The sequence below is a fragment of the Negativicoccus succinicivorans genome (assembly GCF_014207605.1).
Classification (GTDB): Bacteria; Bacillota; Negativicutes; order Veillonellales; family Negativicoccaceae; genus Negativicoccus; species Negativicoccus succinicivorans.
This window is the reverse complement of record NZ_JACHHI010000001.1, coordinates 287841-311536: the sequence shown is the minus strand read 5'-3', so window position 1 is coordinate 311536 and position 23696 is coordinate 287841. Positions and strand designations below refer to the sequence as shown.

Annotated in this window: 20 protein-coding genes; 18 read left to right on the top strand and 2 right to left on the bottom strand. The window is 48.1% G+C overall.

Annotated features, from left to right (window positions below):
- Nucleotides 1-276: 276 nt before the first annotated feature.
- On the top strand, nt 277-2943 hold the full coding sequence (locus HNR45_RS01630; RefSeq protein ID WP_159821807.1) for a valine--tRNA ligase: 2667 nt from the start codon (nt 277-279) through the stop codon (nt 2941-2943).
- Nucleotides 2940-4229 carry a bifunctional folylpolyglutamate synthase/dihydrofolate synthase gene (locus HNR45_RS01625; protein ID WP_159821809.1) on the top strand — a complete coding sequence of 430 codons (1290 nt, stop codon included), beginning with the start codon at nt 2940-2942 and terminating at the stop codon, nt 4227-4229. Before HNR45_RS01630 ends, HNR45_RS01625 begins: the two co-directional genes overlap by 4 nt.
- 25 nt (nt 4230-4254) lie before the next feature.
- Here the strand turns inward: HNR45_RS01625 and HNR45_RS01620 are convergent, their stop codons facing one another.
- Nucleotides 4255-6009: a DUF4127 family protein gene (locus tag HNR45_RS01620; RefSeq protein ID WP_235020547.1), complete on the bottom strand. Its 1755-nt coding sequence runs from the start codon at nt 6007-6009 to the stop codon at nt 4255-4257.
- Nucleotides 6009-6668, bottom strand: a complete 660-nt coding sequence (locus tag HNR45_RS01615) for a trimeric intracellular cation channel family protein (protein ID WP_159821811.1) — start codon at nt 6666-6668, stop codon at nt 6009-6011. Before HNR45_RS01615 ends, HNR45_RS01620 begins: the two co-directional genes overlap by 1 nt.
- Nucleotides 6669-6792: 124 nt before the next feature.
- On the opposite strand from HNR45_RS01615, the gene HNR45_RS01610 reads away from it, so the two are divergent.
- The 16 genes from HNR45_RS01610 to HNR45_RS01535 all read left to right on the top strand — a co-directional run bounded on the left by HNR45_RS01610 (nt 6793) and on the right by HNR45_RS01535 (nt 23637).
- Entirely contained in the window at nt 6793-9708 is a 2916-nt protein-coding gene (locus HNR45_RS01610; RefSeq protein WP_159821813.1) for an insulinase family protein, read from the top strand.
- Nucleotides 9662-10636, top strand: coding sequence for a glutamate--tRNA ligase family protein (locus tag HNR45_RS01605; protein ID WP_159821815.1), 975 nt, complete (start codon nt 9662-9664; stop codon nt 10634-10636). Before HNR45_RS01610 ends, HNR45_RS01605 begins: the two co-directional genes overlap by 47 nt.
- The gene (locus HNR45_RS01600) at nt 10633-11004 is read left to right on the top strand and encodes a CoA-binding protein (protein WP_159821817.1); all 372 of its coding nucleotides are present in this window, start codon (nt 10633-10635) and stop codon (nt 11002-11004) included. The genes HNR45_RS01605 and HNR45_RS01600 overlap by 4 nt, the downstream gene beginning before the upstream one ends.
- A 243-nt stretch (nt 11005-11247) precedes the next feature.
- A complete protein-coding gene (mraZ, locus tag HNR45_RS01595; RefSeq protein ID WP_024049028.1) occupies nt 11248-11682 on the top strand; it encodes a division/cell wall cluster transcriptional repressor MraZ in 435 nt (144 codons plus the stop codon).
- 6 nt (nt 11683-11688) lie between these two features.
- The gene (gene rsmH / locus HNR45_RS01590; RefSeq protein ID WP_159821819.1) at nt 11689-12618 is read left to right on the top strand and encodes a 16S rRNA (cytosine(1402)-N(4))-methyltransferase RsmH; all 930 of its coding nucleotides are present in this window, start codon (nt 11689-11691) and stop codon (nt 12616-12618) included.
- A gap of 18 nt (nt 12619-12636) precedes the next feature.
- Nucleotides 12637-13038 carry an FtsB/FtsL family cell division protein gene (locus HNR45_RS01585; RefSeq protein WP_159821821.1) on the top strand — a complete coding sequence of 134 codons (402 nt, stop codon included), beginning with the start codon at nt 12637-12639 and terminating at the stop codon, nt 13036-13038.
- Between the two features lie 47 nt (nt 13039-13085).
- Nucleotides 13086-14576 carry a UDP-N-acetylmuramoyl-L-alanyl-D-glutamate--2,6-diaminopimelate ligase gene (locus HNR45_RS01580; RefSeq protein ID WP_159822389.1) on the top strand — a complete coding sequence of 497 codons (1491 nt, stop codon included), beginning with the start codon at nt 13086-13088 and terminating at the stop codon, nt 14574-14576.
- Nucleotide 14577: 1 nt separating this feature from the next.
- Nucleotides 14578-15942: a UDP-N-acetylmuramoyl-tripeptide--D-alanyl-D-alanine ligase gene (locus HNR45_RS01575; RefSeq protein ID WP_159821823.1), complete on the top strand. Its 1365-nt coding sequence runs from the start codon at nt 14578-14580 to the stop codon at nt 15940-15942.
- 15 nt (nt 15943-15957) lie between these two features.
- Nucleotides 15958-16917 carry a phospho-N-acetylmuramoyl-pentapeptide-transferase gene (mraY, locus tag HNR45_RS01570; RefSeq protein ID WP_159821825.1) on the top strand — a complete coding sequence of 320 codons (960 nt, stop codon included), beginning with the start codon at nt 15958-15960 and terminating at the stop codon, nt 16915-16917.
- A gap of 35 nt (nt 16918-16952) precedes the next feature.
- Entirely contained in the window at nt 16953-18308 is a 1356-nt protein-coding gene (gene murD, locus HNR45_RS01565; protein WP_159821827.1) for a UDP-N-acetylmuramoyl-L-alanine--D-glutamate ligase, read from the top strand.
- Complete coding sequence (gene murG, locus HNR45_RS01560; RefSeq protein ID WP_159821829.1) at nt 18308-19411, top strand: undecaprenyldiphospho-muramoylpentapeptide beta-N-acetylglucosaminyltransferase; 1104 nt, start codon at nt 18308-18310, stop codon at nt 19409-19411. The genes murD and murG overlap by 1 nt, the downstream gene beginning before the upstream one ends.
- A gap of 4 nt (nt 19412-19415) precedes the next feature.
- Nucleotides 19416-20813, top strand: a complete 1398-nt coding sequence (gene murC / locus HNR45_RS01555) for a UDP-N-acetylmuramate--L-alanine ligase (protein ID WP_159821831.1) — start codon at nt 19416-19418, stop codon at nt 20811-20813.
- On the top strand, nt 20791-21732 hold the full coding sequence (locus HNR45_RS01550; RefSeq protein ID WP_159821833.1) for a D-alanine--D-alanine ligase: 942 nt from the start codon (nt 20791-20793) through the stop codon (nt 21730-21732). Before murC ends, HNR45_RS01550 begins: the two co-directional genes overlap by 23 nt.
- A 15-nt stretch (nt 21733-21747) precedes the next feature.
- A complete protein-coding gene (locus HNR45_RS01545; protein ID WP_184327492.1) occupies nt 21748-22596 on the top strand; it encodes a cell division protein FtsQ/DivIB in 849 nt (282 codons plus the stop codon).
- 7 nt (nt 22597-22603) lie between these two features.
- Complete coding sequence (locus HNR45_RS01540) at nt 22604-23287, top strand: DUF881 domain-containing protein (protein WP_024049017.1); 684 nt, start codon at nt 22604-22606, stop codon at nt 23285-23287.
- On the top strand, nt 23284-23637 hold the full coding sequence (locus HNR45_RS01535) for a small basic family protein (protein WP_024049016.1): 354 nt from the start codon (nt 23284-23286) through the stop codon (nt 23635-23637). The genes HNR45_RS01540 and HNR45_RS01535 overlap by 4 nt, the downstream gene beginning before the upstream one ends.
- Nucleotides 23638-23696 lie beyond the last annotated feature (59 nt).

The window sequence follows — 23696 nt, the reverse complement described above, 5'->3', positions numbered from 1 at the left end:
CAATTAAGCTATGCTTTAGTACAATACTTGCAAATCGTTAATGACAATGACGGGAAGAAGAAACGCCCCTTCGGTGCAGAGAGCGATACACCGGCTGCAAGTATCGTCCGAATTGCGTTTTATGTCACCCCCGAGTCGGCAGAAAGAAAGGTCTGTCCGGTTGCGCACGTTACGCGTCTCAAGGGATCAATGGATAATTTAGGTGGTACCGCGGAAGCATAACTTTCGTCCTATGTGGGCGAAAGTTTATTTTTTTATTTTAAAGGAGGGTCCAGGATGGGGAAATATAAAAATTTAACCAGCTATAATCCCGCTGAAATTGAGCAGAAATGGTATCAGTTCTGGGAAGAAAACGGCGTTTTTCATGAAGAACCGAAACCCGGGGAAAAATCGTACAGTATTGTTTTACCGCCGCCGAATGTCACCGGTCAATTGCATATGGGACATGCGTTGGATGATACATTACAGGACGTTTTGATTCGCTTTAAGCGGATGCAGGGTTATAATACGCTGTGGCTACCGGGGAAAGATCACGCCGGTATTGCGACGCAAATCAAGGTCGAAGAAGAACTTGCCAAAGAGGGTTTGACACGGGATGATTTAGGGCGAGAAGCTTTTGTCGAACGCGTTTGGGAATGGAAAGAAAAATTCGGCGACCGGATCGGTCAGCAGATTCGTCGTTTGGGAGCCTCCTGTGACTGGTCACGCGAGCGTTTTACACTGGATGAAGGTTGCTCGAAAGCCGTCCGCGAAGTCTTTGTTTCCCTGTACGAAAAAGGCTTGATTTACCGCGGCTTCCGGATTACCAACTGGTGCCCGCGTTGCATGACGGCATTGTCGGATATCGAAGTCGAATACGAAGACGAAGCAGGGAAGCTGTACTACGTCAATTATCCGTTGGTCGACGGTAACGGTTATATTCAGATTGCCACCACGCGACCGGAAACGATGCTGGGCGATACCGGTATCGCTGTTCACCCGGAAGATGAACGGTATGCAAAGTATATCGGCAAAAAAGTTATCGTGCCGCTGGCGGATCGTAAAATTGAAGTGGTCGCCGACAGTTATGTCGAACCGGAATTCGGTACAGGCGCGGTTAAAATCACGCCGGCACATGACCCGAACGATTTCGAGATGGGGGAACGCCATCAATTGGAATCGATTGTCATCATGAATCCGAACGGCACACTCAATGAAAACGCCGGCGCCTTTAACGGTATGGAACGATATGCCGCGCGTAAAGCGGTAGTGGAAGCATTGCGGAAAAAAGGGCTGCTGGTGAAAATCGAGGATGCCGATCATGCGGTCGGCCACTGCTCGCGCTGCCACACGACCATCGAGCCGCTTGCCACACGGCAGTGGTTCGTCAAAATGGAACCGCTGACGAAACCCGCGTTACAAGCGGTAGAAGAAAAGCGGACAGAATTTGTGCCGCCGCGTTTTACGCAAACCTACACGCATTGGCTTGAAAATATTCGCGATTGGTGTATTTCCCGTCAGCTTTGGTGGGGCCATCAGATTCCGGCCTGGTATTGCAACGAATGCGGCGAAACGATCGTTTCCCGTGAAGATATCACAACTTGCCCGCATTGCGGCGGCGGCGTGACACAGGATCCCGATGTTTTGGATACATGGTTCAGTTCGGCACTGTGGCCATTTTCCACTATGGGGTGGCCGGACCAAACGCCGGAACTTAAGCAATGGTATCCGACCAATACTTTGGTAACCGGCTACGATATTATTTTCTTTTGGGTCGCTCGCATGATGTTTACGGGACTCGAATTCATGGAGGAAGCACCGTTTAAACACGTCTTTATTCACGGTTTGGTGCGCGACAGCCAAGGCCGTAAAATGAGCAAATCACTTGGCAACGGCATTGATCCGCTGGAAGTTATCAATGAATACGGTGCGGATGCTTTACGTTTTACGCTGATGACGGGTAATACCCCGGGTAATGACATGCGTTTTTATATGGAACGCGTCGAAGCAAACCGTAACTTCGCCAATAAAATTTGGAATGCTGCTAAATTTGTATTGATGAATTTAGAAGGCTATGAAGAAAAACATGCTTTTTCACCCGAAGAATTAACACTTGCAGATCGTTGGATTTTGGAACGCCTGGCGCAGACGGAAGAAAGTGTCACCGCGAATTTGGAAAAATTTGAATTGGGAGAAGCGGCAGGAAGTGTCTATGAATTCATTTGGAATATCTTCTGCGACTGGTATATAGAGGCCGTTAAACCGCGTTTATATGCGGATGATAACGCTTCCGACCGTGCGGTCGCACAGAGCGTACTGGTTTATGTTTTGACACGCGCATTGGCGTTATTACATCCGTTTATGCCGTTTGTCACCGAACATATCTGGCAGCATTTACCGCATGAAGGTTTGACGCTCGCTAAAGCGTCCTGGCCGACGCCCGATCCGGCGCTGCGTTTTGCGGATGCCGCCGAACAGATGGATCGTTTGATGGATGCCATCAAAGCCGTACGTAACTTGCGCGCGGAGGCGGATATCGCGCCGAGTCAAAAAGTACCTTTGTTGTTGCGTGTGAAACGAGATGATTTGACGGCGGTGGTGGAAGATCATCCGCTCTATTTTGAGAAATTGGCGAATACGAGTGCAGTGAACCTGCTTGCCAATGATGCGCCGGCGCCGGAAAACGCGTTGACAGCGATTACCGACGGTTTGGAAATTTATGTTAAGCTGGCAGATGTTATCAACGTTGAAAAAGAGAATGTACGGATTCAGGCGGAAGAAGATAAGTTGCATCAGGAAGTCGCACGTTTGGAGAAAAAGCTTGGTAACGAGTCGTTTGTAACCAAAGCACCTGCTGCAGTTGTGGCAAAAGAACGCGAAAAACTGGCCAACTACAACGAGAAACTGGCCACATTGATGGAGCGTAGAGCGTTTTTAGCTACGCTTGCAAAGGAGAAGGCATGAACTATCAAGAATCGATTGCTTGGCTGACAGAGACGGCAGCGTTCGGCATCCAACCCGGCTTACAACGTATTGAAGCACTTTTAGAAGGGCTCGGCCATCCTGAAAATGCGTTTAAAAGCGTTCATGTGGCAGGCACCAACGGAAAAGGAAGCGTTACCGCCATGTTGGAAAGTGTTTTGCAGCAAGCAGGCATTTCCTGCGGACGTTTTACTTCTCCGCATTTGGAAGAATATACTGAGCGAATTCGCATTAACGGAGCGGATATTTCGGCATCGGATTTTGCGAAATATTTAAGTCAGGTACGCACAGTGGCAGAGAAAAATGTCGCGGCGGGCGGTGAAATGGCAACCGAATTCGAGTTGTTGACCGCCTGTGCGTTTCTTGCGTTTCAGGCGACGGGAGTGGAATACGCCGTAGTGGAAGTAGGCATGGGCGGCCGCTTGGATTCGACGAATGTTATTACTCCGGAAGTTGCCGTGATTACTAATGTATCGCTTGATCATACGCAATATCTCGGAGCTACAGTGGAAGAAATCGCCACGGAGAAAGCAGGCATCATCAAAGATAATGTTCCCTTGGTGACATCCGCACATCGCACCGCCTTGAAAATCATCAAAGAAATCGCACACAAAAAGAATGCGCCAATGTATTTATGGGATCGTGATTTCTCGGTCGAGCGTCGCACGACATTCGATCGTGGCCAGATCATCACTCTTAAACGCAAGGATAATGCTGACGCAATGCTCTTTGTGCCATTTTTCGGCATGCACCAGACGGTCAATGCGGCAGTAGCGGCTATGGCTTTAACAGTGCTAATGAAAAAGGAAGCACGGATTACGGAAGATCATTTGCGCGAAGGTATTTCCCGCGCGCAGTGGCCGGGACGTTTTGAGGTCATTGAGGGCGATGTGCCCGTGATCTTGGACGGCGCTCACAATGTTGACGGAGCGGCGGCACTTGCCATGACGCTGAATGAGATATATCCGGATAAGAAACGCTTTTTCGTATTTGCATCGTTGAAGGATAAAGACATTGAAGGTATCGCGGAAGAATTATTCCGTGAAGAAGATACTATTATCGCCGTACCTGCACCGACGCCACGCACACGCAGTGCAGAGGAGATCTGTGAATACTTACCGGGAACGACCGAACCGGCGGCGGACGTAGTTGCCGGCCTGGAACGCGCGAAAGAACTCGCGCAACCGGGGGATATCATTGTAGTTTGCGGATCGCTTTATTGTTTGGGTGATGCGCGTCGTTATTTACGGCAAAAAACGTTGCATTAAAAAACGCCTCCCAGGAGGCGTTTTTTTATTGCTTTTGTATAGGTGCTGCAGTCTTGCCCCCGTAAGCGCTTGGCGCTGCCGGGGTAGGCTTGTCACTGTTCTTGGTATTTTGGGCTTGCTTCGCGCTTTCCGCAGCTGCTTTTTCGGCCGCCTTTCGCACGGCTTCTTGGCGAGCCCGTTCGGCAAGGATATCTCTCATCAACGGATATTGCGGTGTCGGAGCTACCGTGATTTGCGTTTCAAAGAGACGTCCCCAGGGGAAACGTGCCGTTACAGTACGAGGGTTGATGTCAAGGTGCTCTTCGGCAAAAGTTTGGATTTTTTCCACCAGCATTTCCGAAAGACGCGGATTTAATTTACCGGAGTATTTGACGTTGTCTGTGCGCAGATTTTCCTGCTCACGATAGATTTCTTTACGAATATTCGCCTGGTAACCCCAGTTATCCAAGTATTGCTCCGTCAGCATGCGATGCTGTGCTTTTTCCGGCATTTGTGCGGCAAGGATGCCTTGCGCTACCGCGTAGCCTACCGTGTTCGAAGCGGTGTTCCAGCCGTTATATGCGGAAATTTTATAGAGTAAGTTGGCGTTTTGCATTTCTTTTAAAAGGGTATTATCGGAGCCGTTAGAATAAAAGATATCGGCAACGCTGACCGGAATGTGTCGCGAAAGCGCATCTTCCACACGAGTTAAAAAGGCAGCGGCACTTTTACGCGGCATAGCCAGGTTGGCAAAGGCTTCCGATTCGCTGGTGACATCACTGAGCGGGGTGTTAACGGCTAGCAAAAGGTTCGGCTTTTCCGTGGTAACAATTTCACCGCCGACAGCAGTGACGTGATCGGCTATCGTTTTACCGATACTTTGATTTTCATAGTGCGGCATCGTATCAGCGCCGCCGCCGAGCGGGTAAATTACACGAATTTTGGGGGTTGTCTGGGAGCGATCCACATGGTAGCGGGCAATTAATAAAAGGCCTAATTGATCCGCACCGGGAAAGGAGCCGTAAACGCGTGGCGACAGGTTAGCCGTTGCTTTTTTGAGATACCGAGCTTCTAATGAAGACTGCGAAAAACCGGCCGTATCATCATGCCCAAGGCAGAAATAGGTGAGCACACCGGAGGCGGCATCCTGAATTAACATTTCGTTGACCTGGTTGTTTTTCGTGCGTCGCGCAAACCAATCCTGCATATATTCCAGCGGTACGGACATCCGCAACGATAAAAGTTTAGCGGATTCTTCCGCAGTCAAGCCTTCCGCATCCGCTTTATCCTGCCAGTAAGCGATTTCAAAAATTTTCGGACCGTAGTCGGCATAGTAGGAAGGTTCTACTTTACCGTCGCTGGCACGCGGGGAACGCATGATCGTGCCGAATGCATAGATCGGCAGCGTCGGATACGCATTGTGCAGAGCGGCCAGTTCCGAGAGACGATTTTTCAAGGTTAAAATATTGATATCATGCTTGCGGGAATCCACCAGACCGCCATAAATTAAAGTGTCCGTAGAAAGAACCAGCGCGTCTGCCTGATTGACGTTTTGTTTGACCCATTCCCAAATTTTATCCGGCGAGCCTTGGTAGCCCTGGTCGGAGAGATACGTTTCCGGCGGGGTCAGCACCGTGTAACCCGCCGCCTGCGCCGTATCCACAGTGTAGGCATAGCTGACGGGACGATTGTCTTGCGGTACATATAAAATTGTTGCCGCGCATGCCGTTTGACCGGCACCAAAAGCAAATACACCGATCATTAGTGTTTGGATCGCTTTACGCCAAAATGTTTGTTTCATTATTTGCTCCTTTTGTTTTTACCCAAATAATCTCGTCGGTGAGCCCTGGGCAATTCCAATTTATACCGAATTGCCAGTAAACGGATCAGCATGACAGTCAAAAATGCCAACGGACCGGCCCAAGCCAAAGTGGCGATCTGTCGTACCAAACAAAAAACGATGCCGCCGGCTAATGAAGCGGAGGCATAGACTTCATTACGAAATACCACCGGAATGCGCAGTGCGCTGATATCTCGAATGATGCCACCACCACAGGCCGTAATCAGACCAAGCGTCACCGGCAACAGAAAAATCGAACGGGGATCCGCTGCCACACCTACCATTGCGCCGGTTACTGTAAAAGAAGCCAGGCCAAAGGTATCAGCAAGGTTGTACAGGTAGAGGGAATAGCGTCGGTATTTGTAGTTGCCGCGCAACCTTCGGAATGAAAATAGAAGTGCTACCACCGTTACCAGTGAGATCGCAATGTAGCTGCCATCTTCGAGAGCGCTCGGCGGTGTGTTACCGACGAGTGTGTCGCGGATCATGCCGCCGCCTACAGCGGTTGCTAAGGCAAGTATGGCAATGCCGAAAATATCCATGCGTCTTTGCATGCCCACCAATGCGCCCGAAATCGCAAAGGCAATCGTTCCTAAATAATCAAAAATCAGCGCAATCATACATCCTCACAGTTACCAAGATTGGCTATATTATACCATGTTTAAGCGGTACGCTTAAGCTCCCTTCGGATACCGATAAGCACTGTGTTACAATAAGAATAAGAGAAAGATGAGGAGTGATGTTGTGAAATACGAAAAAAACGATCAAGTCGCGGGCTTTACTGTCCAAGAAGTATCGTACATTAATGAAATTAGCGCGCAAGCGTATATAATGCAACACGATCAGACCAAGGCAAAGCTGCTGTTTTTAGCTACGGAAGATGATAATAAAGTGTTTTCGGTAACGTTTCGCACGCCGCCGGCTGACAGCACCGGTGTCGCGCATATTTTGGAGCATTCAACTCTGTGCGGATCCGATAAGTATCCGCTGCGTGAACCGTTTGTCGAACTGGTCAAAGGGTCGTTGAATACCTTTTTAAATGCGATGACATTCCCGGATAAAACAATGTATCCGGTCGCCAGCCGCAACGCCAAAGATTTTCAAAATTTGATGGATGTATATTTGGATGCCGTCTTCCATCCGAATCTGCGTAAAGATCCGTATATTCTTATGCAGGAAGGTTGGCATTATGAATTGGATGATGCGGATCAGCCTTTGATTTATAAAGGTGTTGTGTATAACGAAATGAAAGGCGCGTTGTCATCGCCAGATGATGTATTGGGTCAAAAAGCGATGGAGGTGCTTTTCCCCGATACTACGTACGGATATGAATCAGGCGGAGACCCCGATCACATCCCGGAATTGACATTTGAAGCCTTCACGGATTTTTATCAACAATATTATCACCCGTCCAATGCGTACTTTTTCCTCTACGGCGATATGCCGCTCGAAGAAACGTTGACGTATATTTCGGAAAAATACTTGAACGAGTATCATTACCGGGAGATCGACAGCGAAATCGCTACGCAAAGCGCGCCTACTGCACGACAGAAAGCGACATTCTATTACGGCGTGACGGAGGATGAAGAACGTCAGGGGAAAACGCTACATGCCATCGATATCGTCTTGCCGGATACTCTCAGTCCGGCGCAAATGATGGCGATGGAAGTTTGGAATTATGCGCTTTTGACTATACCCGGTGCACCGTTACGTCAGGAAATCATCTCGAAAGGGCTGGCGACGGATGTTTCCGGCAGTATCATCGATAGTTTGAAACAGCCTGTTTGGCACATTGAGGCGATCGGCTCGGAACAAGAGCACCAAGCATCTTTGGTGCAATTGTTTGATGCCTTTATGCAGAAAATTGCTGCGCAAGGGTTTTCGTCTGAGCTTCTGAGTGCGGCGCTGAATCGTCTGGAGTTTTCGTTGCGGGAAAATGATTTTAACGGTCGCCCCAAAGGACTGTTTTACAATTTGCGTGCATTGGATTTCTGGTTGTATGATCGCGATCCTTTACAGGGATTGCGTTACGAAGAAGCTATTCGAGAGTTGCGTGAAGAGATCACCGCCGGAACATTTCATACTATTATTGGCGATCTGATTTGTCGTAACCCGCATCAAGCTGTCATTACCATGGCACCGCAAGTCGGTTTGCAGGAAGAAAAGGAGCAGGCGGTACGTGAAAAACTGGCAGCTTTTAAAGAAACGCTTTCGCCTGAAAAAGAGCGCCGGATTATCGAGCAGACGGCAACGTTGAAACGGCGGCAACAAACGGCGGACAATGAGGAGCAACTCGCTACCATACCGCTCCTGGAACGCGACGAATTACCGCAGAAGGTCGATTCAGACGCGTTGCTGCAGGAGGATGTTGAAGGTTTTCCTGTCTACCGTATGGCAGGGGACAGCAACGGAATTTTATATGCGACTCTTTATTTTCCTCTTTTGCATTTAACGACACAGGAATATTTATATGCGGTTCTTTTGAGTGATGTGCTTGGTGAACTGGATACCCGAGGTTATACCTATGCCGAGTTGGCGCAGCAAATCAATTTTCATACCGGCGGGATTACTGTCGGATTGAAAAGCGGTTCCCGTTACGATGATGACAGAGATGTCTACTCATATTTTGTGGTCCGAGGCAAAGCATTAACATCCAATACGTCACAACTTGTTACTTTGACCAATGAATTGATCAATCATACTCTGTTCACCGACACGAAACGATTGACGGAGCTGATCAATGAAAAGAAGACCGATTGGAATTTACAACTTTTCCGTCGGGGGAACGCGTTAATGATGAACCGTGCATTATCCTATGTTTCACCGTTGGAGCGTTTACGTGATCAGTCGGGGTTATCTTATTTTGCTTTCTTGCAGAAGTTGGCACAGCATAGCACGGAAGAAATTATTACGGCGTTGCAGCAAACGAGCCGGCGTATTTTCCGCATGGTGGGATCGTTCGCGCTGATTTGCGGCGGCGAAGAAGAGAGTACTGCCTGGCAACAGGAAAGTTCCCGCTTGCTGGCGGATTTGGAGCAAGAAAAATCAGCGGATGCACCTCTCGCGCTGGATTTACATATCGGTAACGAGGGATTTATCAGTGTGGGCAAGGTACAGTATGTCGCGCAAGGCGGTAATTTCCGTCGTGAGGGGCACACATATCACGGTACGCTGACAGTGCTGGAACATATCTTACGCTATGAGTATCTTTGGCAGAATGTACGTATTTTAGGTGGCGCGTACGGCGCGCATGCGCAAATCATGAGCAATGGCAACAGCGTTTTTTGTTCGTACCGGGATCCTAATTTAGCGGAAACATTACAGGTATACGCAGACATGCCGGCGGCCATCGGTCGATTTGAAGCGACGGATCGTGCGATGCGGCAGTATGTCATCGGTGCACTGGCACCGACGCAGACGCAGTTTACTTTACCGATGCGCGGAGAACGTGCAGTCAACAGAATGCTTTCCAAAATGCCCGACACATTCCGCCAGCAAATTCGGGATGAGATTATTCACTGTACGCAAAGTGATATTCGTGCACAAGCGCCGCTGCTGCAAAGCATCATCGCACAACAACATATCAGCGTGATGGGTGGTGCTACAAAACTCAATGAGCAACGTGAAATTTTCAGGGACATCATCAACTTCGGTAAATAATTACCGAGGTCGCTATGCACCAAGTCCGACCGGTTACTTACATTTAGGTAACGTCTGGACGGCATTAATCTCCTGGTGTGCGGCGCAACAAAATAACGGCCAGTGGATTTTGCGGCTCGAAGATTTGGATCAGGCGCGTTGCCAAAAAACATACGAAGATGCAATGTACGAAGATCTGCATGCGTTGGGCTTTGTATGGGAAGAAGGTCCCGATATCGGCGGCCCGTCTGGACCGTATCGCCAATCAGAACGTTTGGGCATTTACAATAACATCATCGAACAGTGGCGTGAGGCGGGACAAATGTACGCTTGTACTTGTTCACGCGCTCGTCGCTTAGCGATTGCGTCTGCACCGCATCGTGGTGACCATCATGTGGATTATGACGGGCATTGTCGTTGGCATGTGCCTGAACGCATGAAAAGGCCGCCTTCATGGAGGTACCGTGGCAGCAATGAAACTGTTACATACCAATCACAGCGAGGCGAAACCATTTTTACGACCATGGCGGAAGGCGCCGATGATATAGTCGTGTTGCGAGCCGATGGCGTGTACAGCTATCAATTTGCGGTGGCGGTAGATGATGCGATGATGCGTATCACGGAAGTTGTTCGCAGCGTGGATCTGGCGGAGTCGACAGGCTGGCAGGTGCGTTTTATGAATGCGCTTAATTTGACGGCACCTATGTATTGGCATATACCATTACTTTGTGATCGGGAAGGAATACGCTTGTCAAAACGGCAGCACGGTATTACGGTTCGCAAGCTGTTAAAAGCGGGCAAAACCCCTTCGGATATCTTAGGGTATCTGGGTTACTTGGCAGGGATTAATCCGCAGAGAAAACCGCAAACATTGCAGGAACTGGCGAGTATTGATCTTGCAGAATGGCAGTTGGATTCACTTGAGATTCGACTAAAGGAGGGATTATGACGGTACAAGAAGCATTACAGAAAAAAGTGTGGGCAGTAGTGGGCGCGACACCCAAACCGGAAAAATTCGGCTACAAAGTCTATACAGTTTTAAAGAAGAATGACTACGAAGTTTATCCTGTACATCCGAACGCTACTGAAATTGACGGCTCGCCTGTCTATCACAGCGTCTTGGATTTGCCTGTAGTTCCTGATGTGGTGGATCTCGTTGTCGGCGAAGAACCGGGGTTAAAAGCCGTAGCGGAATGTGCGGAAAAAGGAGTCAAAACTATGTGGTTTCAACCCGGTGCGGACACGCCGCGTGTTTTAGAAGCAGCTAAAAATGCAGGAATTAATGTGATTCAAGACTGCGTGCTTGTAAGACTATAATTTGATTAAAATTTAATTAAATAAAAAAGATCTTTCTACTAGTAATAGTAAGGAAGATCTTTTTTATTGCTCGATATCAACAAAATGTAGTGGAGGTACAAATGTACGGTACTAAGAATAGACAAAAATTATAAAAATAAGGATCTTAGTAAATTTTAGAGCGAGTGGAGACAGAATTTAACATAGTGGGGAATTATGGTAGAATGTGGTTAAAAGTGGAGAAAAGGGGTGAGGCAAGTGTTCATGGGAAAATATTCCCACTCGGTGGATGCCAAGGGCAGGATGATTATCCCCGCCGGGTTTCGCGCAGAGTTGGGCGAACGTTTTGTAATTACGCGCGGCTTGGACGCTTGCGTTACCGTTTATCCGCTCGAACGGTGGGAGCAAGTGGCGGAACGACTACAGCAGCTTTCCAGCACGCGCAAAGAAGTGCGTATGCTGATTCGCTTTTTGATTGGTGGCAGTAGTGAAGTGGAATGCGATAAGCAGGGACGTATTTTGCTCCCTGCGCATTTACGAGACTATGCACAAATCAAGCGGGAAGCAGTTGTAGTCGGTACCGGCAATCAGCTTGAAATTTGGAGCAAAACTCAGCTGGCGGCACAGGAAGAGGCAGCCAGAGATTCCATTAGTGATGTGGCGGCAGGAATTGATCTGCCGATAGACTTCAGTTTGTAGGTGAACATGTTTCATCATGTAACAGTCTTACTGAAAGCGACCGTCGATAATGTCGTACAGAACCCTCACGGCATATACGTCGACATGACACTGGGCGGTGGCGGCCATTCGCATGAAATTGCTTCGCGACTTGCCGCAGATGGATGTCTGATCGGTATTGATCGGGATGCGGCTGCATTGCAGGCGGCTCGCCAACGATTAGAGCAAATGCGCTGCCGGATTCATTTAGTGCAGCGGAATTATATAGAGATAAATGAAGTAGTCAATGAGCTTGGATTTACCGGTGTGGATGGAATCGTTTGTGATTTAGGGGTGTCTTCTTACCAATTGGATACAGAAGAACGAGGATTTTCATATCAGCATGACGCCCCCTTAGATATGCGCATGGATCAACGCCAGGAGTTAACGGCGGCAACGGTTGTCAATACGTATTCTGCAAAAGAACTTGCGCAAGTTATTCGTCAGTACGGAGAAGAGCGATTTGCCAATCGTATTGCACAACGTATTGTGGCACGACGAGAGAATGGCCTGCTTACCACCACCGGAGAATTGGTGGAAGTTATCAAAGCGGCGATTCCGGCAGCGACGCGGCGTACCGGACCACATCCTGCAAAACGAACCTTTCAAGCCATACGGATCGAAGTCAACGGCGAGTTAAGAGATTTAGAAACAGCCGTGTGCAATGCGATAAGAACATTGAAGCCCGGCGGTAAAATCGGAATCATCAGTTTCCATTCTTTGGAAGACAGGATTATCAAGCATACGTTTCGAGATCTTGCAAGAGATTGTATATGTCCGCCGGAGTTGCCGGTATGCCAATGCGGGCATCAGGCGACGTTACGAAATGTCAGCAAGGCGATTCGGCCGACCGAGCAGGAGTTGGAGGATAATCCTCGAGCGCGGAGTGCGATTTTGCGAGTGGCAGAAAAAGTTTAAATGAGGTGACGAGAAATGTTGGCGAAAAGTTCAGTTTGGCAGTATGAATTAGCGGAACACCGTATAGCTCTACCCGTTTCGCAACCCAAAGTAAGAGAAGAAGCTGCGAGCAATCGAATGGTGGCTATTGTTGTTGCGATTGTGGTGTTCTTGGCTGTCTTTGTTCTCTATGGAGCCAACATTTTTATTTCGCAAAAAGGTTACGAAGTTCAACAAGTACGCACTCGTGTGGTAGAATTAGCAAAGACAAATGAAGTGCTGCGGTTGGAAGTCGGGCAACTGAAAGCGCCGGGACGCATTCAGCGAATCGCGGAGACGGAATTGGGGATGACTATTCCCGCACAGGCTGTTTACAGCAGCGCTAAAGCAAGTACCGTGGTTGCACGCAGTGTTACTCCATCGGATAAAATTCGGGATTAAAAGCAGCCGTGAGGCTGCTTTCTTATTTTCTAACTAAGGAGTTTATGATGAAAACAGTCGCGCAATTAGTAGAGGTCTTGGAGAATGGTGTGTGTCGAGGGAATAAGGAAAGGGAAATTACTAACCTCAGCACCGATTCCCGCAAAATAAAAGCCAATGGACTTTTTATTTGCTTGCGCGGTGCGCATGTGGACGGACATAAGTTTGTGGACAGCGCCATGGCTAACGGCGCCGTTGCGATTATTTGCGACCATTACTTGGATGCATTTCCGGAACTGACACAAATCATTGTCGCCGACACGGTGATGGCCATGCAGGCTATGGTACCATTTTTCTACGACTATCCGGCGCGCTCATTGCGAATGATCGGCGTCACCGGAACGAATGGTAAAACTACGGTCACGCATATGATCGCACATATTTTAGAAGATGCCGGATATTGTGTAGGCATTATCGGTACGGTAAATATTGTAATCAACGGAGTATCCGAGCCGGTGCATAATACAACTCCGGACGTCGATTTGCTGCAAAACACATTATTTCGCATGCGTGAGGCGGGCGTTACTCATGTTGTAATGGAAGTATCTTCCCATGCATTGGCATTGGGCCGTGTGGCCGGCTGCAAATATGATACCGCGGTATTTACCAACTTGACGCAGGACCATTTGGATTTTCACAAAACAATGGATAATTATGCCGCGGCGAAAGCAAAGCTTTTTGCGATGGTAGCGGAAAGTGAAGGCAATGAAGCGAAGGCGGCAGTGATCAATGCTGACGATTCGTATAGTAAGGTTATGCAAGATCCCGTGTTGCATTCCCACTGTCGTTTGCTTACATATGGACAAAATAAAGACGCCGCTTTATATATCAGCGACGTCGCCATTTCCGCACAAGGAGCTAAGGGCACATTGCATTATAGTGGACAACAATGGCCTTTTACGATCCAAAGTAGCGGTATGTTTAATGTGTACAACAGTTTGGCAGCGGTAGGTGCCGCTCTTATGGAGGGGATTGCAATGCCGCAAGTACTTGCCAGTATGGCCAGTTTTATCGCTGTGGCGGGACGCTTTGAGCGGGTAGATGAGGGGCAGAATTTTACAGTTATCGTTGATTATGCCCATACGCCGGACGGTTTGGAAAATATTTTGCGAACCGCCCGTGAGATTACCGATGGACGAGTGTTATTGGCCTTCGGTTGCGGTGGCGATCGAGATGCAAAAAAACGTCCGATTATGGGTGGTGTTGCCGCAAAACTGGCGGACTCTATTATTATTACAAGTGATAATCCACGGAGCGAAAATCCTGAACAAATTGTCCGAGAAGTCTATGCCGGCGCACAACAAAACGCTTCTGCAAAAGTTGCGATTGCATGCGAAGTGGATCGTGCCGCCGCCATTCATAAAATTATTGACCAGGCACAACCGGGGGATGTCGTTTTGATCGCAGGAAAAGGGCACGAAACATATCAAATTTTGAATAGCGGTACCATTCATTTTGATGATCGTGAAGTAGCGCGTAAAGCACTGCGGGGAGAATAATATGGCGGAATTTACAGAAGCGGAAATCATTCAAGCAACGGCAGCCGTAAAATTGCAAGGGCCTGAAGATGTAGCGGTAGACAATATAAGTACGGATACTCGCGGCGAACTTTCCGGAGATCTGTTTGTGCCGTTAAAAGGGGAGCGCTTCAATGGACACGATTACCTGCAGCAAGCGGTGGAGAAAGGCGTTGTGGCGGTGCTCTGCGATCAGGATATTGTGGAGTTGCCTAAAGAAGTGGCTGTGTATCGAGTCAAGCAAACACGTCGCGCATTGGAAGATCTTGCCGCGTATCATCGTCGTCGTTTTGCGCTGCCGGTCATTGCCGTTACCGGTTCCAGTGGAAAAACGACTACTAAAGAATTGATCGCAAGTGTACTTGCGCAAAAGTTTAGAGTACATAAGACTGAAAAAAATTATAATAACGAAATCGGTTTAGCGCAGACGTTACTTTCATTGCAACCGGAAGACGAAGTGTGTGTGGTTGAGATGGGGATGCGTGCTCGCGGCGAAATCAAGCGCTTGGCAGAAATTGCGGCACCGACGGTCGGCGTAGTTACGAATGTCGGTGTGGCGCATCTGGAACGTCTTGGGAGTCAGGACGCCATTGCCGCCGCTAAGCAAGAATTAATTGAATCCATTCCGGAAAATGGTACGGCTGTGTTAAACTGGAATGATAAACGGGTACGCAACATGGCATCCGTTTGTCGTGGGCGAGTGATTAGTTACGGAATTGAGCCGCAGGCAAATGTGCAGGCGCTCGATATCCAATACGGACTTGGCAAAACTAAATTTACCTGCCGAATTTTTGATGAAGTATTTCCTGTCACCTTACCGCTTTTAGGCGCTCATAATGTGGCTAACGCGTTAGCGGCGGTGGCTGTCGCGCGTGTTTTAGGGTTGCCGGCAAATCGCATTCAGCGGGCACTTGCGGAGGCTGTATCCGGAGAGCTTCGTCAGGAAGTCGTAGATCGAAACGGAGTCCGTTTCATTAATGATGCGTATAATGCCAATCCGCTTTCCATGGCCGCATCGCTGGCATCCTTATCCCAATTTGGCGAGGGACGTTACGTTGCAGTGATTGGCGATATGCTGGAGTTGGGGCCGGATGAAGTGGCTATGCATGAAGAACTTGCCGCTGCGGTGATTTCGGCAGGGATTACGGAGCTCATTACCGTCGGTCCGTTAGCCCATGCGCTGGGGGATGCAGTAAAAAAACAGGCGCATGTGAATGTACGTAGTGTTACCAACACAAGTGAAGTAATGCCGCTGTTAAAGTCGCTGCTGCAGGTAGGTGATATTGTTTTAATCAAAGGGTCACACGCACTGCGTTTAGACACCTTGGTAACTGAATGGAATAAATAATAAAAGGACGGCCGTATGAGTATTTATTCAAATTTTTGGGTATGTGTGTTCGGCGCACTGTTTATGTTGCTTTTCGGTGCGATCGGTTTACCGGTTTTACGCCGATTAAATGCGCGCCAGGAAGTGCGCGAAGAAGGGCCGCAATCCCATCGCAAAAAAGCAGGCACCCCAACCATGGGGGGCATTTTAATGATTTTGGCATTTCTCACAACATTGCTTTTGGCCGGGAATTGGAGTCCGGCTTACGGTTGGTTACTTTTTTTAATACTGGGACATTTTGCTCTCGGTCTGAGTGATGATGCTATCAAAGCACTGCACCATCGCAACTTGGGGCTGACTGCAAAACAAAAACTGGCCGGACAAATTTTTTTGGCGGCGATTTTTGCGTATGCATTGACAGATTCTCTGGGGCTACCGACATCGCTTCATATACCGTTACTCGATACCAATATATCGCTCGGTAACTTTTATTATCTTTTTGCAATGATTGTTATCGTCGGAACGACGAATGCAGTTAATTTAACCGACGGCTTGGACGGCTTGGCTGCCGGTATCAGCGCATTCGTAGCGGCTGCATTTGTTTGGTTGAGCCTCAGCGCGCGCGATTTAGAATTGGCGCAATTTTCCGCCGCGTTGGCCGGTGTTTGCTTAGGATTTTTGGCATTTAATTACCATCCTGCAAAGGTTTTTATGGGAGACACAGGGTCATTGGCGTTGGGCGCTGCGTTTGCAGGACTGGCTTTGGTCACGCGGACAGAGTTGCTTTTGGTGATCATCGGCGGTGTGTTTGTAATGGAGGCGGTCTCGGTTATTTTACAGGTAGCATCATTTAAAACTACCGGTCGTCGCCTGTTTCGTATGAGTCCTTTACATCATCACTTTGAACTGGGAGGCTGGTCGGAAGTGAGGGTGGTTCATACTTTTTGGCTGGCAGCGTTACTTTGTGTCGGCGTCGGTATTTCTTTAACAATCTAGAGTGAATGAGCGGAAAATTTGAAGCGGTGATAAGCATGAAGTATACGAACACAAAAATTTTAGTTATCGGGGCCGGAATCAGCGGCATCGGAGCAGCGCGGGCTCTTGCCAAAGCGGGAGCAAATGTAATCCTTTCGGATGTCAAGGATTTGTCGGCAGAAAAAACGGCAGCATTGACGGCGCTGGGTATTGAATGTGTTTTCGGTGCACAAAAGTCGAGTCTTTTGGCAGGGGTGGAACAAATTATAATGTCACCGGGGATTGCACCGACGATCCCTTTGGCAGTGGCAGCCACGGAAGCAGGCATTCCGGTCGTTTCTGAAATTGAAGTTGCGTATGAACTCTCACAGGCACCGATCTATGCGATTACCGGTACGAACGGAAAAACGACGACCACTACGTTATTAGGGGATATGGTTGCGGCCGGCGGACTTAAAAATGTGGTCGGAGGAAATATCGGTAAAGCGCTTTCTGAACAAGTCAGCGAACTTTCTCCGGATGGTATCGTGGTGGCTGAAGTATCGAGCTTTCAATTGGAAATGATTGATCGCTTTCGTCCTCATGTGGCGGCGGTTTTGAATATTACACCGGATCACTTTGAGCGTCATGGTGACATGGATTCTTACGTACAGGCGAAAGCACGTATTTTTGAAAACCAGACAACAGATGATGTGTTGATTTTAAATGCGCAGGATCCGTATTGCCGCGCTTTTGCCGAGAAGGCGCAAAGTCGTATTCTTTGGGTTTCTACAGCAGGAAAAGTAGAAAACGGAGCCTATGTAGAAGACAATGTATTGTATTTAAATGCAAACGGAGTGCCGGAAGTATTGTTGAGTGCCGATGAGCTTTTATTGAAAGGTGAATATAATTGGTTAAATATTCTCACCGCGTCACTTATGGCACAGCATGCGGGTGTACCGCTTTCCGTAATACGGGGCGTCTTACGTGTATTTAAAGGCTTGCCGCATCGGGTAGAAAATGTAGCCACACAGGAAGGAATTACTTATTATAATGATTCCAAAGCAACGAACACGGATGCCACAATAAAAGCTTTACAAAGTTTTAGTCAGCCGCTCGTGTGGATTGCCGGGGGGTATGATAAAGGAACAGATTTAACGCTTTTGATGCAGGTTGCCCGGAAATGCAAGGGCATCGTTTTCTTAGGGAATAGTAAAGAGCGTTTCTCTATTGCTGCTCAAAAAGAAGGAATTTCCAATATTGAACTTGCCGGTGATTTAGCGCAGGCGGTCAAAAAAGCACAGAAGTTGGCACAAAAAAATAATGCGACGGTGGTGCTTTTCTCTCCGGCCGCATCGAGCTATGATCAGTATCATAATTATCAGGAACGTGGGCGTGACTTTTGTCGCTTAGTAGCGGAGTTGGAGAATTAATGAAGCGACGAGTAATTATTTCCGGCGGCGGTACCGGCGGGCACATTTATCCCGCACTGACGATTGCGGATGCGATTCGCCAAGTAACAGATGTGGAATTCTTATATGTCGGCAGTGAAAATGGCTTAGAAACGGAACTGGTTCCCAAAGCGAATATCCCGTTTATAAGTTTACGTCTGCACGGATTTGAGCGCCGACTGACACCCCAAAATGGAAAAACGGCCTGGGAAGCTTTGCAAAGTGTAGTGAAGGCAGGAGCCATTTTGCGAGACTTTCGTCCGGATATTGTGATCGGTACCGGCGGGTATGTTTGCGGGCCAATGTTATTGGCTGCGGCTTTGAGCGGTGTCCCGACACTGATCCAGGAACAGAATGTGGTGCCGGGGATCACCAATCGCCTGCTATCCAAGGTGGTTCGTAAAATTGCGCTTGGCTATGAAGAGGCGGCGGCACAGTTTCATCAACCTAAAAAAATTGTAGTGACAGGAAATCCTGTGCGTCGGGAAATTTTAGCCGCGCAACGAGATGTCAGCAGAAATCGGTTGGGACTGCCCGAAGATGCATTCGTGCTGCTTGCTGCCGGCGGCAGTCGCGGTGCACGGGTAATTAACCAAGCGATGCAGGAAGTCCTCACGCGTTACCAAACGAATACAGAAATAGTAGTGATGCATGTTACCGGTGAACAGGAGTACGAAAGGTTCATGCAGGGATTCACGTTAACCGGCGAAAAGCATAAGCATTTGCGGGTATATCCGTATTTACATACTATGCCCGATGCGCTGGCAGCGGCCGATTTGGTGGTGTATCGTGCCGGCGCGGTGGGATTGGCCGAACTTACGGCGCTCGGTCGGCCGTCGATCTTGGTGCCGTATCCGTATGCAGCTGCGGATCATCAACGACGTAACGCAGCGGTCTTGGCGCAAAGAGGTGCAGCGGTGGTTATTGAAAATAGAGATTTGACCGGTGCGTTGTTATATGAGACGATAGAATCGTTGCGACAAAACCGAACACGTTTAGAGTCGATGGCGTCTGCCAGCCGTTCCTTAGGTAGACCGCAAGCGGCGGAAGATATTGCGAAATTAGCGCTTTCAATGATGGGATAAAACAATGAATTTGAGTCAATATAAAAAATTTCATTTTGTAGGAATTGGCGGCGTGGGAATGCGTGCGCTGACCTATATCTTGTTACAACGAGGCTATATGGTTACCGGCTCCGATCAGGAAGATGACGCGGTGTTTGCAAAATTTCGTAATCACGGAGCGGTCATTTATCTTGGCCATGATGCTTCTCATGTGGATGGGGCTGACGTAGTCGTTGTATCCACGGCCATTCGTCCGAACAATCCGGAAGTGGTGGCGGCAAAAGAAAAAGGTATCCCCGTCATGCATCGCTCGGATGTTTTAGCAGCCATTTTAAATGACGGGTGCGGCATTGCCGTTGCCGGAGCACATGGTAAAACCACAACCACATCCATGCTGGGGCAGGTCTTTGAAGAAGCCGGAGTCGATCCTACCATCGTTATCGGAGGCGAAGTAGATTACTTAAAAGGCAATTCGAAAGCGGGAAAAGGCCCGCATGTTATTGCCGAAGCCGATGAAAGCGACGGGTCGTTCTTAAAGCTTCAACCAGCTTTTGCGGTAGTTACCAATATTGAAGATGATCATTTGGATTACTACGGCTCGATGGAAAGGTTGGAAGCAGCTTTTGTGGAATTCATTCATTCTCTGGATGAAAAACAGGGCCAAGCCATTTTGTGTATAGAAAACGAAGTCATTCGCAAGCTTTTACCACAGGTTAAGTGTGCTTATGTTACCTACGGGTTTTCTCCGGAGGCAACCTATTCGGCCACTGATTTAGCATATGTCGACGGTTGCCTGCATTTTACCTTGGTCAAAGAACAGCAACGTTTAGGGAAGGTGATGCTGCAGGTTTCGGGCAAATATAACGTGCTTAACGCATTAGCAACGATTGCGACGGCTCTTGCGGCCGGTTTATCGTTACCGGATATTATTGCGGCATTGGGGCACTTTACCGGCACAAAACGACGTTTTCAAACACTATATCGGAGCGCTAACTACTGGTTGGTTACTGATTATGCGCATCACCCGACAGAAATTAAAGCGACGCTTGCCGCCGCTAAAGAAATTGGCGTGAAGCGAGTGATTTGTGTGTTTCAGCCGCATCGTTATTCGCGTACGGATTTATTACGAAACGAATTTGCAGACGCATTTCATGATGCCGATTTGACGGTTTTTACGGACATTTACGCTGCCGGTGAAGATCCGCGGGATAATGTCGATGGTACTTTATTGCCGAATATGGTAAAGGCAACGGGAGACGAAGCGCGCTACGTGCAGGATATAGCGACGATTCCGGAGTACTTAGATACCATTCGTAAGCCCGGCGATCTTATTATTATGATGGGAGCGGGCAATATTAATGAATGCAGTTACCTGGTTAAACAAAGGTGGGAACAACAGGATGAAACTGTGGGACAAAACTAAAGATATTTTGGTGGTTATGGGCGGCCCATCTACGGAAGCGGAAGTTTCCCGACGCACAGGTGCTGCGATTGCACAAGCGTTGGTAGAAGGAGGGTACAAAGTAACTACGCTTGAATTTAATCCGCGAACTTTTTTGAATGATATACAAAAAGTGCAACCGCAAGTCGTTTTTAATGCGTTGCATGGTAAGTACGGGGAAGACGGCGCTATTCAAAACGTTTTGGAAATGCTCGGCATTCCCTACACCGGATCGGGGCCTTTGGCCAGTGCTTTAACAATGGATAAAGTTATCAGTAAACGACTTTTTGTCCAGTCAGATTTGCCGACGGCGCCTTTTTCCATTTACCGCCAGGAAGAAGAAATGGAAATGATTGTAGCGGATATTTTGGAACGTTTTACTTTGCCGGTTGTGATTAAAGCCGCCAACCAAGGTTCAACGATCGGAGTCAGCGTGATTCACGAGGCAAGCGAAGTTGCGCGTGCGGTGCAAGATGCGTTTAAGTATGATCCGTGGATTGTCGTAGAAGAATATTTATTTGGCGATGAGTTTACCGCTTCTGTTCTCAATGGAGAAGCATTACCGGTCATTCAAATCGTACCGCATTCAGGGGTATATGATTATGCATCGAAGTATACGGCGGGTGCGACGGATTATTTAGTACCGGCGCCGATTGACAATTCATTGCAGGTGCAATTACAAGAATTGGCACAGCAGACATATCGCTTGATGAATTGTGAAGGTGTTGCACGTGTCGATTTTATGACGGATGAAAAAGGAAACCCGTTTATTTTGGAAGTGAATACTGTGCCCGGTATGACGGTAACAAGTTTAGTGCCGAAGGCGGCTAACGCTGTAGGCATGGACTTCCTGACGCTTTGCGAAGCGATTTTAAGCACCGCCGGGTGCCAGAAATTGTAATCAATGGCACAGCATATGGATTTTGAAACATTCCGTCGGCAGCGACACGGTGAGGTAACATCCGTTGTTCCACTGGAACAAAATGTCGAGAAAGGACAGCCGGAGCCGCCGCGTAGAAGACGACGCAAAAGACCGAAACAGCAATCACGGAATGAAAAACCCTTTTATAGAAAACGCGGCACCTATGCTTGGTTGGCAGTGGTCATTGTTGGACTTTTGTTGTTACTGGCGCTGGCGCCGATTTCATTTGGCAGTGTTAAAGTAGAAGGCCTGCAAGTTCTTTCACAAGACGAGATTTTTCGTGTTGCCAAAATTTCACGTCCGATCAACGTTGTACAACTCGCTACAGCCGATATTTCCCGTCGGTTGAACGGTGATTTACGGATTGCTTCCGCTAAAGTGGATCGGGAGTTTCCCGCAACCATTCGTATTCAGGTGGAAGAACGTCGTCCGATTGCCGTCGTCGCGACGGAATTTGGTTTTGCGGTGTTTGATAAAACGGGTTTAGTTATTGCCGAAGGACCGACTATTACACGGACGGACGTGCCTTTCATTACCGGCAAAAAATTGGGCAATGTCTTATTGGGTGATACGGTTACTGATGATGCCTTGCGAAAAGCACTGGCGTATTTGTCCTATCTTTCGCTCAAAGGAAGCGAACAAATCTCGGAAATTAATATCGGGGACACGACGCAGTTGATTGCGTATACACGTGATGACATACCGATTCATTTGGGCACAGTAGAAAATGCAGCCGAGCAGGCACCATTATCCGAAAACATGTTGAAAGATATTCGCTTGCGAAACTTGACGGTTGATTATGTGGACGTCAATGTAGGTGCGCCCTACATCAAATTGAAATGAGGCAGCAATGAAATCAAAAACGGTTGCGTTGCTTGCGGTCAGCGTTATTTTGGGCATGATGCTGTCATTGCAATATAAAAGCAACAAAGAAATGCAAGCAACGACAATGAATATGCGTGTGGAAGACTTGTATCAGCAATTAATGCGGGTCGAGCAGGAAAAAACTGATTTAGTGAAGGAGCTGCAAGAATTGCAGGCAGAAGGTTTGACACCGGACGCCACACGTGAACAGGATGAATTAAAATTCAGAGCCGGTCTGACTGCGGTAGAGGGGCCGGGCGTAGTGGTCACGATTGAAGACAGCAAGCAGCCGCTTAAGATGGGTGAAAACCAAAATCTTTATGTCGTACATGATGAGGATATTTTAAAAGTCATCAATGAATTACGCGCTGCCGGTGCGGAAGCCATTGCGCTAAACGAACAACGTTTGATTGGAACGAGTGAAATTCGTTGTGCCGGTCCTACAGTTACTGTAAACGGCAAAATGTTCAGCACTCCGTTTCAAGTCAAAGCAATTGGAGATCCGAAGTTATTACGATCGGCGCTGGAGTTCCGCGGAGGAGTGGTAGATACTTTGAAGTATTGGGGTATTAATGTGTCTATCGAGACCAGTAATAACTTGCAAATCAATCCGTATATCGGACCGAGTAAACAGGAATTTGCAAAGGCAATACCGGGGGTGGCGAAATGATTGTAGCCTTAATGTTGGGCGGCTTGTTTCTCGGAATTGTGATGGGAATGTGGTTTCCCTGGGCGATTCCCATCTCCTATGCTCCGTTCCTTTCGGTAGCGATTATGGCCTGCTTGGACAGTGTGTTCGGAGGGGTTCGCTCGTATATGGAAGGGAAATACGATCACACGATTTTTTTCAGCGGTTTCTTTGTCAATGCATTAGTGGCGATGCTATTTGTTTTTATCGGGAGTCGATTGGGAATCGATATTTACTATGTGGCGCTGTTGAGTTTCGGATTGCGTATTTTTGATAACACGGCGGCCATCCGGAGAATTTGGCTAAATGAAAGAAAAACCGGTGTCAGATAAGTAGCGTTTTCCCGTTAAATAGTGTAAAATAATTCATAATGAGTGAATTGCAAAGAACA

What these genes read in the sequence shown, in the direction of transcription:
- HNR45_RS01630 (WP_159821807.1), top strand. Translation starts at nt 277, where the DNA reads ATGGGGAAATATAAAAATTTAACCAGCTATAATCCCGCTGAAATTGAG.
- HNR45_RS01625 (WP_159821809.1), top strand. Translation starts at nt 2,940, where the DNA reads ATGAACTATCAAGAATCGATTGCTTGGCTGACAGAGACGGCAGCGTTC.
- HNR45_RS01620 (WP_235020547.1), bottom strand. Translation starts at nt 6,009, where the DNA reads ATGAAACAAACATTTTGGCGTAAAGCGATCCAAACACTAATGATCGGT.
- HNR45_RS01615 (WP_159821811.1), bottom strand. Translation starts at nt 6,668, where the DNA reads ATGATTGCGCTGATTTTTGATTATTTAGGAACGATTGCCTTTGCGATT.
- HNR45_RS01605 (WP_159821815.1), top strand. Translation starts at nt 9,662, where the DNA reads ATGAGCAACGTGAAATTTTCAGGGACATCATCAACTTCGGTAAATAAT.
- HNR45_RS01600 (WP_159821817.1), top strand. Translation starts at nt 10,633, where the DNA reads ATGACGGTACAAGAAGCATTACAGAAAAAAGTGTGGGCAGTAGTGGGC.
- mraZ (WP_024049028.1), top strand. Translation starts at nt 11,248, where the DNA reads ATGGGAAAATATTCCCACTCGGTGGATGCCAAGGGCAGGATGATTATC.
- rsmH (WP_159821819.1), top strand. Translation starts at nt 11,689, where the DNA reads ATGTTTCATCATGTAACAGTCTTACTGAAAGCGACCGTCGATAATGTC.
- HNR45_RS01580 (WP_159822389.1), top strand. Translation starts at nt 13,086, where the DNA reads ATGAAAACAGTCGCGCAATTAGTAGAGGTCTTGGAGAATGGTGTGTGT.
- HNR45_RS01575 (WP_159821823.1), top strand. Translation starts at nt 14,578, where the DNA reads ATGGCGGAATTTACAGAAGCGGAAATCATTCAAGCAACGGCAGCCGTA.
- mraY (WP_159821825.1), top strand. Translation starts at nt 15,958, where the DNA reads ATGAGTATTTATTCAAATTTTTGGGTATGTGTGTTCGGCGCACTGTTT.
- murD (WP_159821827.1), top strand. Translation starts at nt 16,953, where the DNA reads ATGAAGTATACGAACACAAAAATTTTAGTTATCGGGGCCGGAATCAGC.
- murG (WP_159821829.1), top strand. Translation starts at nt 18,308, where the DNA reads ATGAAGCGACGAGTAATTATTTCCGGCGGCGGTACCGGCGGGCACATT.
- murC (WP_159821831.1), top strand. Translation starts at nt 19,416, where the DNA reads ATGAATTTGAGTCAATATAAAAAATTTCATTTTGTAGGAATTGGCGGC.
- HNR45_RS01550 (WP_159821833.1), top strand. Translation starts at nt 20,791, where the DNA reads ATGAAACTGTGGGACAAAACTAAAGATATTTTGGTGGTTATGGGCGGC.
- HNR45_RS01545 (WP_184327492.1), top strand. Translation starts at nt 21,748, where the DNA reads ATGGATTTTGAAACATTCCGTCGGCAGCGACACGGTGAGGTAACATCC.
- HNR45_RS01540 (WP_024049017.1), top strand. Translation starts at nt 22,604, where the DNA reads ATGAAATCAAAAACGGTTGCGTTGCTTGCGGTCAGCGTTATTTTGGGC.
- HNR45_RS01535 (WP_024049016.1), top strand. Translation starts at nt 23,284, where the DNA reads ATGATTGTAGCCTTAATGTTGGGCGGCTTGTTTCTCGGAATTGTGATG.